The 20,127-nt window shown below is 58.5% G+C and carries 6 protein-coding genes; 5 read left to right on the top strand and 1 reads right to left on the bottom strand.

The window, feature by feature from the left end; genetic code table 11:
- Positions 1-21: 21 nt before the first annotated feature.
- Entirely contained in the window at positions 22-1,713 is a 1,692-nt protein-coding gene (locus AC1DYQ_RS05100) for a ShlB/FhaC/HecB family hemolysin secretion/activation protein (protein WP_477685875.1), read from the top strand.
- Positions 1,714-1,845: 132 nt separating this feature from the next.
- On the opposite strand, the gene AC1DYQ_RS05095 is transcribed toward AC1DYQ_RS05100, so the two are convergent.
- Entirely contained in the window at positions 1,846-2,916 is a 1,071-nt protein-coding gene (locus AC1DYQ_RS05095) for a S1C family serine protease (protein ID WP_477685874.1), read from the bottom strand.
- Positions 2,917-3,446: 530 nt separating this feature from the next.
- On the opposite strand from AC1DYQ_RS05095, the gene AC1DYQ_RS05090 reads away from it, so the two are divergent.
- The 4 genes from AC1DYQ_RS05090 to AC1DYQ_RS05075 form a co-directional block, all read left to right on the top strand.
- Complete coding sequence (locus AC1DYQ_RS05090; protein WP_477686269.1) at positions 3,447-5,663, top strand: type I secretion system permease/ATPase; 2,217 nt, start codon at positions 3,447-3,449, stop codon at positions 5,661-5,663.
- Positions 5,660-7,288 carry an HlyD family type I secretion periplasmic adaptor subunit gene (locus tag AC1DYQ_RS05085; RefSeq protein ID WP_477685873.1) on the top strand — a complete coding sequence of 543 codons (1,629 nt, stop codon included), beginning with the start codon at positions 5,660-5,662 and terminating at the stop codon, positions 7,286-7,288. Before AC1DYQ_RS05090 ends, AC1DYQ_RS05085 begins: the two co-directional genes overlap by 4 nt.
- Before the next feature lie 120 nt (positions 7,289-7,408).
- Positions 7,409-8,407: a lysozyme inhibitor LprI family protein gene (locus AC1DYQ_RS05080; RefSeq protein ID WP_477685872.1), complete on the top strand. Its 999-nt coding sequence runs from the start codon at positions 7,409-7,411 to the stop codon at positions 8,405-8,407.
- 16 nt (positions 8,408-8,423) lie between these two features.
- Positions 8,424-20,127, top strand: an 11,704-nt coding sequence (locus tag AC1DYQ_RS05075; RefSeq protein ID WP_477685871.1) for a tandem-95 repeat protein, incomplete at its 3' end; no start/stop codon positions are given.

Here is a 20,127-nt window from a genome sequence, read left to right as displayed (position 1 = left end):
GCCACCCACAAAAGTTTTCTCATGAAATGCAACGTATCCGGTAAGCAGGCTGTACTGCTGTTGGCAGCCGCGCCTCTGTTCGCGGCCCAGGCGGCTGACCCAATGCCGGTTGATATCGGCACCATCCTCCAGCAGGTCCAGCCGTCCCAGCAAGCCGTCCCATCGCCCCGCGGAGAAAGGCCGCCCCTCAGCAACGAGGGGAATGTCCCGCCGCCACCTGCGCGTCCCGCCGTGACGGTGGATGTCAAATCAATCAACATCATCGGCAACACCCTGTTCGAGACAGCCACGTTGCATGCACTGGTGGCCGATGCTGAAGGCAAAAGCCTGACGCTTGACCAGCTCGACGAAATGGCGGGGCGCATAAGCCAGTACTACCACAGCAGGGGCCAGACCTTTGCCCGGGCCGTGGTGCCTGCGCAGGTGATCCAGTCGGGCGTTGTTCGCTTTCTGGTGATCGAGGCGCGTTACGGCAAGGTCGGTGTCAACAACCAGACGCGCGTGAACGACCTGCTGCTGCAGGCGACGGTAGCGCCGCTGAAAAACGGGCAACCAGTCGACCAGGCCTTGCTGGACAAGTCCCTGCTGTTGCTGTCGGACATACCCAGCGTGGTGGTGCAGGCAACCTTAAGACCCGGCGACGGGATGGGCACCTCCGATCTGAGTATCGATACCACGCCCGGCCCGGCGGTTTCAGGAAGCCTGGTTGTGGACGACTACGGCAACAGCTATACGGGAAGAGCCCGCCTGGGCGGTACGGTGTACGTCAACAACCCCTTGAAGCATGGCGATGTCCTGAGCCTGAGCGGCCTGAATTCCGGGAAGGGGCTGAACTACGGACGGGTGGGCTACGAATCATTGCTGAACGGCCAGGGCACCCGCGCAGGAGCCGCCTATTCCTTGCTGGACTACAAAGTTGGCGGGTCTCTTGAAATACTTGGCGCGCACGGTTCCGCCGAGACCGGCAGCCTCTGGGGCAAGCATCCGCTGGTGCGAAGCCAGACGGTCAACCTCTACGGACAGGTTCAGTACGACACGGTGCAGTTGCGCGAGCGTGTCGACGTAGCGGGAATAAAAACAGACCGGCATCTCGACTCCTGGACGTCGAGCCTGACCGGGGACTGGCGGGACACCTTGTTGTCCGGCGGCATCAACACCTGGAGCCTGGGATGGACCCGGGGCAGGGTGGTTTTCGACGCCGCGGAGGCGCAGCTGGACGATGCGGCCAGCGCACGAACGCAGGGCTGGTTTTCAAAGGCCAATCTGGGCTTTTCCCGCCTGCAGCGCCTGGGGCAAAACAGCACGCTGCATTTTTCATGGGCAGGCCAGTGGGCCAACACCAACCTCGATTCGTCGCAAAAAATGTCCGTGGGCGGACCCTACTCGGTGCGCGCCTACGATGTGGGTGCGCTGTCGGGTGATACGGGTTACCGCACAAGCGTTGAGCTGCGCTACGACCTGGGGCAGGTTGTCGGCGGCAAGCTCCAGGCGGTGGCGTTCTGGGACGGTGCCTACCTGAAGGTCAATCAACGGCCGTGGGTGACAGGTGCGAACAGCGCAACGCTCAGCGGAGCGGGGGTCGGCCTTGACTGGACCGGGCTCAACCAGTGGCGGGCCCGTGCCTATCTGGCCTCGCCCCTGGGGCCGACACCCGAGCTGGTCAGGACGACAGATTCAACGCGTATGTGGACCGAGGTCGCCTACCGTTTTTGAACGCTGCGCTGCTTGTGCCCATTCCTGGCTTGTGGTGCCAGGGCTGCCAATTGGCGTGGCCCTGTAGTGCTATTAAATCAATAGCTGCTTGCGCCCGTCCTATCTGGGCTACAGCCTATTTTGTTCCAAAAATTAGATGCCGGCGGGCTTCTTGAGCGTCAGCATCCTGTCCTGGGCCTTGAGCACAATGGTTTTGACTTCCGCACCTTGCAGCACCGTCAGCCTGACTTCTGCGTCGGGCGCGGGCCGGTCCCACAGCTTTTTATAAAAAGCCTCGAGCGTGGCAACCTTGGCGTCGTCTACTGCCAGTACCACGTTGCCCGCCTCCAGCCCGGCCAGGTCTGCGGGGCTCTCCTTGCTGACCCGCAGAATCTGTATGCGCCCGCCCTGGTCATTGGAGGTGATGCCCAGCCACGGCCTGCGGCTTTTCGTGCTGGCGCCTGAACGCTGCAGCTCCGCGAGGATGGGGCGCAGCAAATCGACCGGCACAAACATATTGCCCGGCAGGCGGCGGTTTTCGCCGGTTGCATCAGACACGAGCAGCGAGCCTATGCCCATCAACTCACCTTTCTGGTTGAAGAGCGGGGCGCCACTGTGGTTGCCGCCACTGGCCATCACGGGTGGGCTGGTGAACAGCGCCGATTCGATGTGGTATTCCCAGCTGCCGGAAAATGCGCGCCGGCTGACCAGCCGGGTCATGCTCACGTCGCCGTCCTCATCAGCCTGCGGGCCGGTGACGGCCATCAGCGGTTCGCCCGGCTGCAGGTCTTTGCCGTTGCCCAGCGCTGCCACACCCACACCGCGCAGCGGCAGCAAGGGGCGCAACAGCCCGAAGCCGGTAGCCAGGTCATAGGCGACGGCGCGCGCCGGCAAGGTGCGGTTGTCTTGCGTCACGATCTCAATGTGTTCGGCCTCCAGCATCAGGTAGCCGATGGTGAGGATCAGCCCGTCCTGGCTGATCTGCACACCCGAGCCGGCACGGCGCAGGCCCAGCGTTTCGGCCGAACGCGCATCTTCCATCGCCGTGACCTTGACGCCGACCACTGCTGTCGTGGCGCGGGTCAGTGCATCCATCATGGCCTGTGCCGCCGGCGGTTGCACAGTGGCCGCGTGCGCTGTGGCCAGCCACGGCATGCCGGGCACTAACGCAGACATGAACGCGCTTGAAAGGACGATGCAGAGCCACTGACGCAAGGTGTACATGACGGACTCCTGAACGGAAGGAACAATCCCAACGCAGCTCAAGAATGCACGCTAATAAATGGCGTTACAAGCGGCAGGGTCAAAAGAATCTCGGGAAGTGCGTAACAAACATTCAGCGCATTCACTACCCAACTTGCCAGGTCTTGTTTGTTGACCTCAACGGGGTCTGCAAAAGGAGGGGGGACGGGCGAAAAAAATTCTTAGCCAGCTAAGTAGTGACGGCACCAAGTTCAAAAGCAATATCTATTTCCGTAGTTTGGAAATGACTAAGTAATTAGTACCCAAATTGGTATTGAAAATAACGTAACTGGCTGCTGCAAGCTCTGTGTATTGCGATACAGTTTGGAACAAATAACAGGGAGGGGCCCCGTACGGGCGCCTTGGGACATGCCAGACAAAAAAGCTTACCGCGGAAGATTTGCGCCAGCCACATGTGCGATGGCACCTGTGCGTTCGCAGCGATTCCTTCGCTGTGGCCGGGGCTTCAATTGACCGCTGCGAGCGCGGTAGCCCAGGAGTCCCCGCCCCCGCTGTCAGCGGCGCCGGGAACTGAAGAGCCGGCACCCCCGATCAACGCGCTGGCTGCTTTGTGCCTGGTGGCGCGCTTTCACCAGGTTGCCGCAGACCCCCATACCCTTGCCCATCAACTGGGCGTTTCCCCGAGTGACGATATTGACGCCAGCATATTGCTGCGTGCGGCCAAACACCTCGGGCTCAAAGCCAAACTCTCCAAATCCAAACCCGACCGCCTGAAGCTGGTTCCGCTGCCGGCCCTCGCTTTCCTGAAGCCCGCAGACGACGCAGCAAGCAGCACCGGTGCCGCTGGCAAGCAAGTCCGCACTGTCATCCTGGCGCAGTGCGATGGCCAGCGTGTGCTGTTTCAGGACCCGGCCACACCTTCGAACAGGCCAACGATCGAATCGGTAGAAGTCTTCGCAAGCCAGTGGACAGGCGAGCTGATCCTCATTACCAGTCACGCTGCGCTGGCGGGCGAGCTTGCCAAGTTTGACTTTTCCTGGTTTGTGCCCAGCCTTGTCAAATACCGCAAGTTGCTCGGCGAGGTGCTGCTGATTTCCTTCATGCTGCAGCTGTTCGCTTTGGTCAGCCCGCTGTTCTTTCAGGTGGTGATGGACAAGGTTCTGGTGCACCGGGGCCTCACCACGCTCGACGTACTGGTTATTGGTCTCGTGGTCGTCGTGCTGTTTGAAAGCATCCTCAACGGCCTGCGTGCCTACGTCTTCAGCCACACCACCAGCCGCATTGACGTAGAGCTGGGCGCGCGCCTCTTTCGCCACCTGGTGCAGCTACCGCTGGCGTACTTCCAGGCGCGGCGCGTGGGCGACTCGGTGGCGCGCGTGCGCGAATTGGAGAACATTCGCAGCTTTCTCACGGGCAATGCACTCACGGTGGTGCTTGACGTACTCTTCTCGGTCATCTTCATCGCCGTGATGTTGTTCTACAGCGTGCCGCTGACCTTGATCGTCATGGTCAGCCTGCCGCTGTACTTTGGCCTGAGCCTGGCCGTGGTACCCATCCTGCGCCAGCGGCTGGATGTGAAGTTTGCGCGTGGCGCCGAGAACCAGTCCATGCTGGTCGAAACCATCACCGGCATACAGACCGTCAAAGCCAGCGCACTTGAGCCCAGCTTTGGCAAACGCTGGGACAACCAGCTTGCCGCGTATGTCAGCGCCAGCTTCAAAACGCAGAACCTGGCCACGTGGGCGCATGAAGGCATCAACCTGATCGGCAAGCTCGTGAACGCTGCCACGCTCTGGTACGGCGCGCACCTGGTGATGAACAACGAACTCACCGTTGGCCAGTTCGTGGCCTTCAACATGTTTGCCCAGCGCGTGGCCCAGCCCATCATGCGCATGGCACAGCTGTGGACGGACTTTCAGCAAACCGGAATTTCCGTCGCGCGCCTGGGCGACATCCTGAACACCCGCACCGAAGTGCCGCCCACCAGCGCCGCGCAGCTGCCACCCATCAAGGGCCGCATCACGCTCGACGGTGTGGTGTTCCGCTACCGGCCCGAAGCGCCACCGGTGCTGCATGGCATCAGCCTCGATGTGAAACCCGGCGAGATTATCGGCATCGTCGGCCGCTCCGGCTCCGGCAAAAGCACGCTGACCAAGCTGGTGCAGCGCCTCTATTCACCCGAAGGCGGCCGCCTGCTGGTTGATGGCATCGACATCAGCCTCATCGACGCCGCGCAGTTGCGCCGCCAGGTCGGCGTCGTGCTGCAGGAAAATCTGCTGTTTAACCGCAGCGTGCGCGAGAACATTGCCATCACCGACCCAGCCGCGCCGATTGAGGCCGTGGTGCGCGTGGCGCAACTCGCCGGCGCGCATGAATTCATCAGCGAGCTGCCCGAAGGCTATGACACGCATGTGGGCGAGCAGGGCAGCTCACTCAGCGGCGGCCAGCGTCAGCGCATCGCCATTGCACGGGCCCTTTTTACCAACCCGCGCATCCTGATTTTTGACGAAGCCACCAGCGCGCTCGACTATGAAAGCGAAGCCATCATCCAGCGCAACATGGCCCACATCTGCAAAGGCCGCACCGTGCTCATCATTGCCCACCGCCTGAGCGCCGTGCGCCACGCGCACCGCATCATCGTGATGGACAAAGGCAAGATCGTTGAAGCCGGCCCGCACGACGCGCTGATCCAGAAGCCGCAAGGCCTCTATGCGCACCTGTGGCGCATGCAGGACGGCAAGCAACCGATGGAAGGGGCATCGGCATGAGCACCGGTTCTGAAGATCAAAAACCGGTAGCTGTGAGTACCGCACCGGCCGAAGCCGCTGCCCCCGCTGAAGAGCGAGAGAAGCATCAGATGAAGCAACCTGCGCCTGACGTGGAAGACATAACCGCCAAAGGTGAAGCACCGGCTGAAGTTCCCCAGGAAGCCGCCGTACCCGCCAAGCCCCGCCATCCGGTCATCGAACTGCTGGCCCGCTACCGCGCGATCTTTGGCGCCGCCTGGGCGCATCGCGACGAACTCGCCGGCCCGCGCCGCTTGAGCGACGAGGCCGCCTTTTTGCCCGCCGCCCTCAGCCTGCAAGACACGCCGGTGCACCCAGCGCCGCGCCGCCTGGCCTATCTCATCATGGGTTTGTTTGTCATAGCGCTGATCTGGTCCATCTTCGGCAAGATCGACATCGTGGCTGTGGCGCCCGGGCGCGTGGTCGTGAGCGAGCGCACCAAGCTCATCCAGCCGCTGGAGCGCAGTGTGGTCAAGGCCGTGCTGGTCAAAGACGGCGACCATGTGGTGGCTGGCCAGCCTTTGGTAGAGCTTGACCCAACCGCCGCGAGCGCCGACAAAACCACTGCGCACGACCAGCAAAAATCAGCCCTTTCGGAAGTGCTGCGCGCCCGCGCCATCCAGCAGGCGCTACAAAATTTGCAGCAGCTTGCGCCCGCCAGCATTGGGTTGCCGGCCAAATACATGCCTGAATTCCCCAAAGAATGGTCTGCAGCCGAGACTGCGGCCGCTCAGGCGCAACTGCAAGGCGAGTGGGGCGACGTAACGGCCAAGCTCGCCAAACTGTCAGCAGAAATCGGTCGCCGTCAGGCAGAAATCGTCACGGCACGCGCCGTGGTTTCCAAACTCGAAACCACCGTGCCTATGGCCCAGGCGCGTGAGACAGACTTTAAAAAGCTGGTAGACCAAGGCTACATCTCCGGCCACGCCACCCAAGACAAAACCCGCGAACGCGTAGAGCTGGAGCGCGACCTCGCCACCCAGCGCGCCAACCTGCTGCAAACCCAGGCCACCCTGCGCGAAAGCGAGAACAGCCGCGCCGCCTATTTGGCCGAAGTGCGCCGCACGCTGTATGAGCGCGAAGCCCAGGCCGACCTCAAACGCCAGCAAGCCACGCAGGAACAAGCCAAAGCCACCCAGCGCGAAAACCTCACCACGCTGAAAGCACCCGTCGCCGGCGTGGTGCAACAACTCGCCATTCACACCACAGGCGGCGTCGTCACTGAAGCCCAAGCCCTGATGATCATCGTTCCCGAAGGCGCACAAGTCACAGCCGAAGTCACGCTAGAGAACAAAGACATCGGCTTCGTCAACGTAGGCAATGGCGCCGAGATCAAACTCGAAACCTTTCCCTACACACGCTACGGCACCGTGCAGGCCAGCGTAGATCGCGTCACAGCCGATGCCGTCAACGACGAAAAACGCGGGGCAATTTTCCCCGTCACGCTGGCCTTAAAGACCAAGCAGATCGACGTGGATGGAAAAATGATCCAGCTCGTCCCCGGCATGAACTTGACTGCAGAGATCAAGACCGGCCAGCGGCGGGTGATTGAGTATCTGCTGAGCCCGATTCAGCGGGCAGGTAGTGAGAGTTTGAGGGAGCGGTGAGTGTTGAGGATATGTGAACCCGTCGATTTGAATAATTTGACTGACTCGCGGAGTACCAATTATTCAAAGGGTCGCATTGAGTAGATATTGAATCGATGAATTCCTTTGGAGGAGCCGGAAATGATCAGCCTGTTAATGCGGACGCCATGGATGTTTTCATGGTTAGGACTAGCTTGTCTATGTACAGTTGCGAGCGCTGCATCTTTTAGCTGTGGTCTTGTCTCTAGCTCAGTAGAAAAGCTTATTTGCCTAGACTACCGTCTTTCGGATCTGGATTCTCAAATGGCTGCAGCGTACGTAGCCAAGCAAGCCCAACCGGATACTGAATTGCGATCCAGTCAAAGTAAGTGGCTAGCTAATCGCAATCGCTGCAGATCGTTCTCATGTGTGCGCGATGCTTACATTGACCGTATCTCCATACTGCAACCTGCGGTCGGTGAAACTTACGCCACTCTGCGCGTACCCTCCCCAAAACGCTGGGAATATGTTCCTCCCGATGGATCAACAATTGATGGCCGTTTTATTTTGAACGGTCGAATGCTTGCCATGCAAAGAGGATCGTTTGGATCAGATAAATGGGAGTGGGTATCGCTAGATGAGGGGAAAACTATTCCCCGCGAATTTGTAGACAAACTCCCGCCGTATGAACCCTTACTCCTTAATGATCGAACAGAGAACTTAGGGGGGAACTTTGTCCTTTCCACTGCGGGCCCCAGCATGTGTTTAACAAAAGTTGGGGAGTTGGGGTTAAAAGTTATAAACGCGAAGAGCCTTTCCGGATCGGAGGCCTCTCGAGTATTGGTGGCCTTGGTATCTGAAAAGTGGACCAATTCGGAACCGTCGGCAAACTGTTTTGAATTGGAATTGAGTTACAGACGAGCAAGCTTTGCTCAATCAACTGTTTATGAAAATTCGCTGTACTGGCTAGACAAAAAATTCTCAATCCGCTTTGATCAACGGTTGTGGACCCAATCCGATCTAGTGGGCAAGAAGGTCTTTCTTGTGTGGGGAGGCGATTTGAGTGCAATGGTGGAAGCGCACTGCAAAGCTTTTGATCGTGAGTGCGCGGATAAGCGCTTTAGAGAATTGCTTGAGAACGTTTCGAGTTTTTACCGGTAAGAAGGAATAGTTCGCCATGTACACAACTGATCAACGCATTCGCATACTTGCTGAAATTCTCAAGAACACGGAAGCCAAAAGTGGCGTCTGGTTTAAGCTAAGCAACGCTGGTTTCGTTGAGAGTAACTGGCAAACTGGCCAAACACTTAGAGATACCAGGGATGGGATTACAGTCGCTAGTAAATTGAAGGGAAATAGCGGTTTCTCGGTAGGGCTGGTGCAATTTGACTTTGCATCAGGAAACGCATTTGAAGGAGCTGTGCGAGCTGCTATCCGGGATAGAGCGGTTGCGCTCAACTTGTTGACTCAAAATGACGCCGAGAAACTTTATGAGGCACTCGGTAATTTTCACGCCCGTAATCTATCTGGATTCTCGAATTCGACAGCCTTTCTGAGCGGGCAAGTTAGCTCAGCCGTTCAGACAACGGCTGAAGCACAATTTGCCTTGATCTCCGCGAACAGATCTTTGATTGAGACTCTGTTGTCGAGCGATCCCATCGTGAATCGAGCTTTGAGCGTTGCGACTCTGAATCAAATCAAAGCCATTGACGCGCAGGCAGTAGCCGCAGTGGCAAATGCAGAACAGCAGCTTGCGAGTCAAGGGGTAACTTCACAGTTGCTCGCTGCTAATAAGGACTCTGTGCTGTTGCTCCTGGGTGATGTCGCTAATCAAGGCCCTGCGAATCTTGCTCAATATACCAATTGGCTTGTAAACAACCCACAGGGCAGTTTTGATGAATTGCGCGGTATTGGGCGTCCAGACGCTGGCAAGCGATTTGACGACGTCTCATCGGTCGTTGGCTTGTTTGTATCGGGGAAGATCGATCCGAATTCCCCCTTTAGTTTGGGCGGTGCTACTGCTGGAGGCGCAATTGGCGTTATCACCAATTATCCCGATATTGCAGCTCCGGGCGGCACCCTTGTCTTTGCTAATGGCGCGACTCTGACGTATGGAAGCGAGAGCCAAGTAACTGTAGCCAATGATGGCGGCTTCGCTACCGTTGTCCAGGTGCTCGATGCAGCCGTAGGTATTCAGATCGAATACAGGATCGATGCTTTTGGGCAGTCGTCAGGTGGTCAATTGTCCATAGCGGATCCCAGCGTCGCTGGGGGTCGAAAAATTTACTCTTTCACTGATCAATCACAGATCAGGCTGGCGCCGGGTGGTGGTGCTTTCTTGCTCAATGATGGCGTCAGCGGAATGTATTTCAATATGGCGGCGGGGGATGCGGCGGGGAATGGGAATGGTGGGCGCGTTATTCTGTACTTTGATCCCGCAACCGGACAAGGCAATCTTTATCGCCAGAATTCCTTGAATGCTGGTTTTACGATGGAGGTAATACCCGCCGGCAGCCGAATTGAGATGCAGCTCAGTGGCAGTCTTCTCATCACCAAGCCGGACAACAGTGCCATCAGCGTGGCTGCTCCCGGTGTCGCCTCTCCGCTCGGCGGTTCTGTTGTATCTGGCTATCAGATCATCAGAGAAGTCGCGCCTGGGCTTTTTCTTGGTCGCTCCAATGCTGGCGGGGGCGCACAAATGCTCTATACCCAAGACACAGGGGACAACAACCCGGTAGTCGCCTGGGTGCCTGTCGGAGCCAAAATCGAAGCGCTTAAAACGAATCCCACCGACAGTTACGCCAGTGTAATTCTCATCACCGACCCAGCAACAAAGGCTCAGACTTACTACGACATCGTTACTCGTACCAGTGGGCGATTTGATGGGCAGGGTAATGGCGAATTCATATTGCCTGACGGTACCAGGCAGAAAGTAGCTGCCGGTGAATGGTATGTCACGTCCAATGGCACGGCAGCCATCTACAACAAGGACGGCAGCGTTTCTATGCTGTCCAAGGTAGGCGATACCGTATCGTTTGATACCTACGCGGGGCCGGAGCTTCGCAGATTGTCTTCGCTGCCACAAGCACAGGTGGGCACTGGTGCCAATACCGATGGTAGTCCCCGCGTTACGCAAGCGGGCCAAGTAGCATGGAGCACGGGTAGCAATCCCCAGGAGTTTGCCAATCTTGTGGGTGGGCAGCTACTACAGGCATTGGGCGTACAAGGCCAGGCACAAATCGACGCCAGCAAAGCTGCCTTGCAGCAGCTGACCTCCAGCTACGGCGAACCAACGAGCGCCACCATTCTGAGCAATGGAACAGTGCTGGTAGAAATTAATGGTCAGAAATACGCCGTTAATGGTGCGGAGGCAGCTCGCTTCAGTCTCGACGAATTCAATACTTTGCGAATTACGGTAGTAACGGGTCCCAATGCCGGTCAGGTCGCTACTTTTGACAACTTCACTGCCTTCGCTTCGGCCAATCCAGATAGCAAGCTAGGAGGCATTATTCCTACCAGTGCCGTTCTGCAGAGTGTGGGTGCTGCTGCACTCACGACTCACTTCAGCGGCGTTGAGGACGATAGCGGTTCCATTTCGTATTCTGGCGACGTGCAATACCACGTGGATAGTGATGGCTACATCGTGGACAACGAAATTGAGAATGTTGTGGGAACGATTTCCACTGGTTCCGGTGTTCTGCAGTTCAGCGTGGATTGGACAGATTCCGGTTTCGAGGTGGGACAAATTCTTGCCATAAATGGGCACGAGCTGACGAGCAGTCCAAACTCAATCAGTATGCAAGATATAGGTCTGAGTTTGGATGACATGGTTGATACCCGTCACGAAGGGTTTGGTACGGGGAGTGGCGTTACTTGGGTAGACAGTGCCCTTTCGCAACTGGTTCTCAATCTGGATCCTGCCGTGATCCAGTCCAATGGCTGGGCTTACCCGCAGTTGGTTACTACCGACCTCGGCGACGGCTTGACTCAACGCAGCGTGACGCTGGGAAACGGTACGGTTTTATCCAGCGTACGTAACGAAGATCGACTGCTCATTAGCGCCTCGCAGGTTCAGGAGTTTGGCGACGGCTCCTCTATTACAACGACTAACTATCCGAACGGCAACAGTCAAGCTATCACTACCGATTCGGATGGGAGTGTGTACCGGCGTAGCGAAACTCAAGTCATCAATCCGGGATTGCTGCAAACCAGGACTTACGACGGCGCGGGTGCGTTGCTAAGTACAGGAACCAGACAAACCTTTAACGACGGTGATGTTTTGGAGAGCGTCGCCACGACAACTAGTGGTAGCGCAGGTACCGTCATTGTTACGACCGACATTAAGCGACACGACGGAGCTGGGGATTTTGCTGGTCACAACATTGTTAGCGTGACCACCAACGCTGCAGGTCTGCAGTTGGGGATGGTTGACGTTAGCTATAACGAGCAGGGGCAGATCACCCAAACTCGGGTAGCCGAATCGCTTCCGAATGGAACCCAAGCCATTACCGTCCGTGATGCTCAAGGCAATACGGTGTCCACCGGTACTTTGCAGATTTTTGACGACGGCAGCACTCTGGAGGTCATCAATCCCGCAGGTGGCGGCCAGTCGATTCTGCGTGCTACGGATCATGCGAGTCAAGTCAGAAACGCGGACCTGTTAGCGGTGACACCTGGACAGTCAGAGCAAGACCGTCAAAAACTTGAGGCGACTCTGTATGCCGACGTTGGAGCACTCTTTGGCGCGCTCCGAGCAAAGGACAATCTGGGCGCGTTTCTTTATGGAGCCAAGATAGTCGTCGATCAGCAAATGCTGAGTAACAACACCCCGACGCTACAGGGAATAAATAGTGGACTGAGCGCTGCCACTAGTGTTCTCGGAGTGATTGGTGCTCTACGGGGCCTGCAGTCGAACAACGCGCTGACGCAGATTGGTAGCGCTGTGAGTTTGTTAACCAGCGCCAACAACCTCTATGCCAGTTTCAATAACGGCGCAGGATTCATGCTTCAAGGCTCAGACTCTATGAGGCTGCTTGGCCAAATTGGAGCGATCCTTAGCATTGCCAATCTGGCAAACCTTGGGGATATGCTCGACCATGGCCAGTATGGTTCAGCACTATCTACGGTGACTGGTGCTTATAGTGGCCTCTCAGCGTTAACCTACTCTGCCGGATCAGCTGCAACTGCCACATCGCCGGCGGTGGCCGCATCGGGATTGGTACCCATAGACCCTTACACGCTGGTGATCATTGTTGTGGCCAGTTTTATTCTGGACGAGATGTTCGCCGAAGAAGAACCGCCTCCACCCCCTCCGGTTGGGGAGGCATTTTTCACACGCCTTCAAGATGGCAGTTTGAGTTACCAAATTGTCAACGCTGGAAACGGCGGTGCCGAGATTCTTGCCGCCAAGATGGAGGCAATGATCGCCAAGCTCACTCAGCAGGTGGCGCAAGCCAACAATGGCAATACGGATCCCGATCAAGCACTGGCGCTCATCGCGAGCCGTATGCCAACTGTGAGAATCCAGAGTTGGCCCAGCCGCGTTGAGAACGGTGTCAGTAACTTCTTCTTCGTGCTGGAGCAGATTCATCCGCAAACCGGCGAGAAAATGTATAACGGCGTCGCTCGGCAGGACCTCGTGGATCACTACGCAGAGTCGCTGATTGCGCCCGAAGCAATTGTCAGTCGGTGGCAAATCAATCACCTGACGGCCAAGTTCGGCGCCGACGAAGCCAATTGGAAAACCGAAGGCCAGTGGCTGTCGGCCATGAGCCCCATTGAGCAGCAGCGCCATGCCTTGCAGCAGGCGCTCTCGAATGCGGACGCCGCACTTGAAAGTGCCAAACAGTCCAACCTGGCGCTGGGCAGCTGGGTCGCCGTAGGCGCTGTAACAGGGAATGTGGAGCAGGGCGCAGCCAATGTGCCAAGTGTGGTCACGGCGGCCGAAGCTGGGCTGGCTGCCGCCACCGCGGCGTTGAAAGCCTATGAGGCACAACACCCCGGCGACCCGCAGCTTGCGGCGCGCATTGTGGATGCCGCCATCACTGACCCGGTGCAGCGTGCGGCCGCCATTGAGAGCGCTTCGCGCCAGTGGCTCAAAGTCATTGCGGTTGACCTCGGCGGTGACGGTATTACCAAGACGGCGCTGCCAGCCGTCGTCAAGCAAGACTACGACAGCCTGCAAAGCGACGGCGTGGCGCGCTTTGATGCCGACAATGATGGTTACCGCGAGGCCACCGAGTGGATTGCGCCTTCGGAAGCCATGCTGGGCATTGACCGCGACGGCAATGGCCTGATCGACACGGCCAGCGAGTTGTTTAACGGCGTCAGCACGCCGTTTGACCAGCGCGGCTTGGCCAGTTTGAAGTATTACGACAGCAACAACGACGGCAAGATCGATGCGTCGGACCCGGTGTACAAGCTGTTGCGTTTGTGGATAGACCTGAACGGCGATGGCAGTGCCGGGAGCATGGAAATCTATGACCTGCAGATGCGCCACCCGGGCGTGGATATGGCAGCGCTGCGTGCGCGACTGGATGCGGCAGGGCAGGCAGCCATGGATGCGCTGGCTGGCAGCGCCGTGCAATCGATTGACCTGACGACCTTCAAGCTGCGCCTGGCTGACGGCACCGACGCGCAGGCCAGCGAGGTAGGCCTGCAAGCCCAGACAGAAGGCATTGCGGTGGTGGTAGACCAGGCCACGCAAAACGTCAGCATCCTGCATGAAAACGGCCTGCGTGAAAACTACATCACGCTGGTGCAAGACATGAGCGTGCTGCTGGAGTTGCAGAACGCGAACATCACCACGGCGCGCCGTGCAGAGCTCGAAGCCCTGGCTTTGCGCTACGGCCTCAATACGCAGTCGGCCGACTTCATCAATGTGGTGAAAAGCCTGCGGGCCGGCGGCGAGAACATCGGCGCCAGCGGCATGGCGATTTACATCGGCGACAGCGATGTCTGGGTAGATGCGAATGTGCGCTCCAGGCTGGAGCAGATGCGCTTCAGCTTCCACGCGGCATCGACCGTGGGCGGCGCCGACGTGTTCGGCACGGCGCACCTGAGCCCGCCTGTGTGGGCCGGCCCCAGCACAGACACGCCTGTTTTTGATGACCAGTGGGCTTTGAGCCACCATGTGACGACCGGTGAGGTCACCAGCGACACGGCCACGGCAGGCCCACCCGCGCCGCCCAACCCGCAGCAGTGGGTGCTGCCTTCCGACGTCTACACGCTGGACTATGTGGTCAAGGGCGCGCAGCTGGGCGGCCTGGTCACGCAGCAGGCGGTGATTGCCAGCAATGCCGCCACGCCCGGTGCGCCGGCGCAGACCATTCAGGTTTACACCACGGCTTCGCCCACCTCGTCGCTGGGAACGGCCGTTGTGGTCGGCAAGGAAGACGAGCAGTTCGCCTTCGGCTATGAGCAGCTCGAGCAGGAAGCCCGCACGCTGATTGCCGGTGCCACGCCTTACACCACGGTGCGCCTGCTGGGTGTGCGCGAGGTTCGGCACGGGTACGTCGAGGTAGACGACGTTACGGGGCGTATCCGCTTTATTGCCGATGCCAATTACTTTGGCACTGAGGCGGGCTTCAGCTACGCCGTGATGGACGGCCAGGGCCAGGTGATGGAGCGGCGCATCAACTTCAACCTGGCAGAAGTCAATGACGCGCCGAAGTTGCTGGGTGAAACCATCCAGGCGCAGGAAGATGTGCCGCTGCTGCTGGACGCCGCTACCTTACTGGCCAACGACACCGATCTGGAAGGCGACACGCTCACCATCATCGGCATAGGCCGCGTGGGCATGGGCCGCGCCGAGCTGCTGGCCAATGGCCAGATCAGCTACAAGCCGCCTACAGACTTGTATGGCGTGACCGACACCATTGAATACATCGTGCAGGACTCGCGCGGCGCCAGCGCCGTGGCGGTCATCAAGATCAAGCTGACGGCAGTGAACGACGCGCCTACGGTGGTCAGCGAAGTGATTCGCAATGCCAAGGAAGACACCAACCTGCGTATTGATGCGGCTCTGCTGCTGGCCAATGACTTTGACCCTGACTTCAATGCGCAGGCCGGCGCCGCGCCGCTGCATATCACGGCAGTGGGCAATGCCGTTCACGGCCAGGCGTTTGTGGATGGCACGGGCCAGATCATTTTTGTGCCCGATGAAAACTTCAACGGCACAGCCACGTTTGAATACACCGTAACGGACGACACCGGCCTTTCCACCGTCGGCAAGGCCGAAGTGGAAGTCGGCGCTGTCAATGACGGGCCGCGTGCTTTCGGTGAGGTCATTACCAGCAACGAAGACGAAAAGCTCGTTATCGACGCCGACTTGTTGCTGGCCAATGAAGAAGATGCGGATATTCAGCGCGGTGAACAGCAACACCTGATGGTGGTGGCCGTCGACCAGGCCGTTAACGGAACGGTGGCACTGGAAGGCGGGCACATTGTGTTCACGCCAGCCTCCAATTATTCGGGTGAAGCCAGCTTCCGCTATACCGTCAGCGACGGCGCGGGTGGTTTGTCGCAAGCCGTGGCCAAGGTCAATATCGCGGCCGTCAACGACGCGCCGACCCTGTTCAACCGGGCCTTCCAGGGTACGGAAGAAACACCGCTCAACATCACGGTCAGCCAGCTGCTCGCGGGGGTGCTTGACCCTGAAGACGGAGCGGCCGGCATCAGCCTGGTGGAAGCCCGCAATGCAGTGGGCGGAACACTGGAAAGAAGCGGAGATACCTTCACGTTCACGCCGGGCGCCAACTTCACGGGCGCCGCGCATTTTGACTATGTGGTGCAAGACGCGCAGGGCAATGAGTCCGTTGCCGTCGTGACGATGAGCTTTAACAACGTCAACGATGCGCCGGTGTTTGTGGCGGGTAGCCATCTGGCCAAGGCCGGCCAGGAAGACCAGGAAGTGCGCATCTCGCTGTCGGCGCTCAAGCAGATGTTTGTGGACGTGGATGGCGACGCGATTACGGTAGACACCGCCAATCTGGTGGCCGTCAACAGCGGCGACACCATCCGCTTTGATGCGCAGACGCAAGAGATTGTGTTCAAGGCCAAGGCGAACGCCAATGGCACGCGCCAGTTTGATGTGCGGGTGCAGGATTCAAACGGCGTTTACAGCGCATACGAACGTCTGGACATTGGTATCCAGGCGCTGAATGACGCACCCATTGTGAACGCGGTGGGCTTCCAGATGCTGGAAGACGGAGGTTATAACGACCCGAACCTGCAGGCGTGGAGCTATATCTCGTACAGCAGTTTGCTGTCTGGTGCCAGCGATGCAGATGGGGATGGGCTCAGTATTCTGGGGGCCGCCAATGGGCGAACCCTGAATGGACGCTTGGTCAACATCGTGAACGATGCGGCCAATAACCGCGTCGGCATCCTGGCTCCGTTGAACTACAACGGCGCCATCACTTTTGACTTTACGGTGGGTGATGGGCACGGCGGGCAGGCAAGCCAAAAGGCGTATGGCAACGTGGTCGCAGTGAATGATTTGCCTACGGCCAATGTTGTCGCACTCGGCGCGCCACTCTTGTTTGCCGGGGGGCGTATATCTGAATATTACCGTCTGGACACTTACGATGTAGAAGACGGTTCCAACTCGACCGTCACGATTGAGCGGAATCCATTGTGGGCCCCGGTATATCAGGGGGTGACTGCTGCCTATGTTTACGATACATATCTCGGGGAAAACGGTCAGGTCATTACGCTGGATGAGGGTGGTTGGAAAGAGGTGGCGGCTCCGGCGAACTATTTCAGCATTCCCGCGTCCCGCGTGGGGCAGAGCGCCAGCGATTCAGTCACTTTCCGGATTACTGATTCACAAGGTGGATTTAATTTCCGTTCCGTGAATTTTTTCATTCAAGGTTATGACCCGGTGGTGATTGACCTGGGTGGAGACGGGCTGGAGTTCCTGGATATTGATGAAAGCCAGGTGACCGTCGACCGGGACGGCGATGGCGTTGCGCAGAAAGTCGCATGGATTGGTGCCAACGAAGGCATCCTGGCATGGGACCACAACCACGACAACCAGATCAACCAGGCCGACGAAGTTGAATTCTGGTCGCACGTCAACCCCCAAGACCCGGCACGCACCGATCTTCAGAGCCTGGCGCGGCCCGAATTTGATACCAACCAGGATGGGAAATTTGACAGCTCGGATGCCAAGTGGTCTGAGTTCAAGCTTTGGCGCGACCTGAACGGCAACGGGGTAAGCGATGCGGGAGAGTTGCAGACGCTGGCTGACGCCGGATTAAAAGCACTTCACCTGAATGCCAATGTCTTGAACCGCCGGTATGGCGAAGACGTGCTGGTACGGGGCTATACCCGGGCCGAAATGACGGACGGCCGCATGCTGCAGGCAGGCGACGTGCAGCTTGATATTGAAGATCTTTCGCAAATTCCTGTCGCCAACACGCCGACACAATCGCAGCAAGAGGCGCAAGTAATTGCGGTAACCGACGTACAGGCGTTGGCGCAACAGCAGCAACAGCAGCAGGCTGCGGCCATGCGTGCCGGGTCACCGGAGTTCAGCGGTGCTTTGCGTGACCAGAAGGTCCTGACCGGGCAGGCTTACCGCTATGTGTTGCCGGAAGCACTGTTTACAAATCTGGGTGCGGGTGCGCACTACGCGGTAACGCTGGCCAGCGGCCAGCCGCTCCCCGCCTGGTTGCACTTTGATGCGGCAACACGCACATTGAGCGGCTCCCCCACAGAGGGGCAGGCCGGGGAATGGACGATCAAGGTAATTGGTACGGACGCGAGTAACGCAGTAAGTGCGGGTGTGATGACCTTGAGCGTCGCGCAGTTCAACCAGGCGCCGGTGGAATACGGAAATGTTCCCATCCAGTTCGCCGATGAAGACCAGTTGTTTACCCTTGATATTGCGCCCAACTTCTTCATTGACAAGGACACGGGCGACCAGATCCATTTCAGTGCCACGCTGGCAAATGGGTCACCTTTGCCGGATTGGCTGCATTTTGATGCGCAGGCGATGCGTTTTTATGGGACGCCGGGCGGGGGCCATGTTGGCACCCTTGAGATCAAACTAACCGCCGCGGATGAAGCGAATGCCACGGCAGATACCCGTTTCAAGATCGTTGTCGCGGGCATCAACGATGCGCCTTATCTGACCGGGCCGGTGCCCACCATTGGCATGACGGCCGGGGTGGCCAACAGCTTTGTCATGCCGCAGAATCTTTTTGCAGACCAGGATCTCGGGGACGTTCTGCGACTGAGCGTGTCTGTGGCAGACGGCTCCCCCTTGCCGGCCTGGCTGACGTATGACAGCGCGACGCGCACGCTTTCTGCGAACCCCACTGCAGAACAAATCTCTGCACCGTTGCAACTGCGCGTTACCGCAACCGATCTGGCGGGTGTTTCGACATCCACCTTGATGACGGTGGCCTCGATGATCCAGGGAACGGCCGCTGATGATGTGCTCAATGGGTCGGCATACAGCGAATACATCTGGGGCGACGCGGGCAACGACCTGTTGGACGGGCAGGCCGGAGCGGACCGCCTGATTGGCGGTTTGGGCGATGACCGCTATGTCGTTGATGCGCTGGATGTGGTGGTCGAAAGAGCCAATGAAGGGCTGGACACGGTCTTTTCTGCTGGAAACTGGACGCTCGGTGACAACCTCGAAAACCTGACGCTGACCGGCCACCTGGCTGTGAACGCCACGGGTAACAGCCTGGCCAATGTGCTTTCCGGCAACAGTGCTGACAACATTTTGTCGGGCGGCGCGGGTGACGATGTCTATCTGTTTGGCTTTGGCAGCGGCCACGACACGCTGGTTGAAAGTGCAGAAGCCGGGGCTGGCACTGACAGAGTTCAATTCATGGCCGGTGTCGCTGTTGGCGACGTCTGGGTAAGCGCAGATGCAAATTACGTGTATCTGAACCTGGTCGATGGCACCAACCGCCTGGCCATCCAGCGCGTGGCTGGCGGCGGTATTGGCGTGGAGTCTGTGCGTTTTGCGGATGGAACAAACTGGGACCAGGCCGCGGTCATGTCCAGAGTCGTGCCTAACCCGGCTCCGCTTTCTGCGGCGCCAGGATACTTCCGGATCGCAACGGAAGACCTGCTGTTTGAAGATACCTCGCCGGGTACCTGGTTTACGACCAGTTCTCCGTCACTGACGTATTGGGCGAAGCTTGGCAACGGAGACGCGCTACCTTCCTGGTTGACCCTTGACCCGGTCAGCGGAAAGTTCAGCGGACTTCCGCAGAATGGAGACGTTGCCGCGTTTGAAGTTCGCTTGTACGCCAAGGACTCTTACGGTGCGGTCAGTAGCACGCTGGTGCAGTTCCTGGTGACCAACACCAATGACGCCCCGACGGCCGCGGCGCCGGGCAACCAGCAGGTAGGCAAAAACCAGCCGTTTGTGTACGTGTTGCCGAGCAACACTTTCGCGGACGTTGATGTGGAGGATGCCTTGACGCTCGAAGCGACGCGATCAAATGGCGCACCCCTGCCGTCATGGCTGACCTTCGACGCGACGACCCGCACTTTTTCTGGAACGCCGCCCGCGAATGCAGACGAGACAGTGAAGATTTCAGTGAGAGCAACCGACGGCTCGGGTGCATATGCACTGACCGGTTTCTCGCTCGAGATAGGCAACATGCTGACCGGCACGGCTGCAGCAGAAACGCTGACGGGCACGTCGGCCCGAGACCTGGTGTACGGGCTGGACGGCAACGACACGCTCAACGCCGGCGCAGGCAACGACCTGCTGGACGGCGGGGCGGGAGCGGATGTGCTCAACGGCGGTGCAGGCGACGACATCTATGTGGTGGACAACGCCGCTGACAGCGTGGTGGAGACCACCAGCACGACGATCTATGTGGACCAGGGGCAGTACGTCACGACGT

The organism is Polaromonas sp. P1_F4, assembly GCF_056405675.1.
The sequence above is the reverse complement of the archived record's forward strand: the minus strand, read 5'-3'. Positions and strand labels throughout refer to the sequence as shown.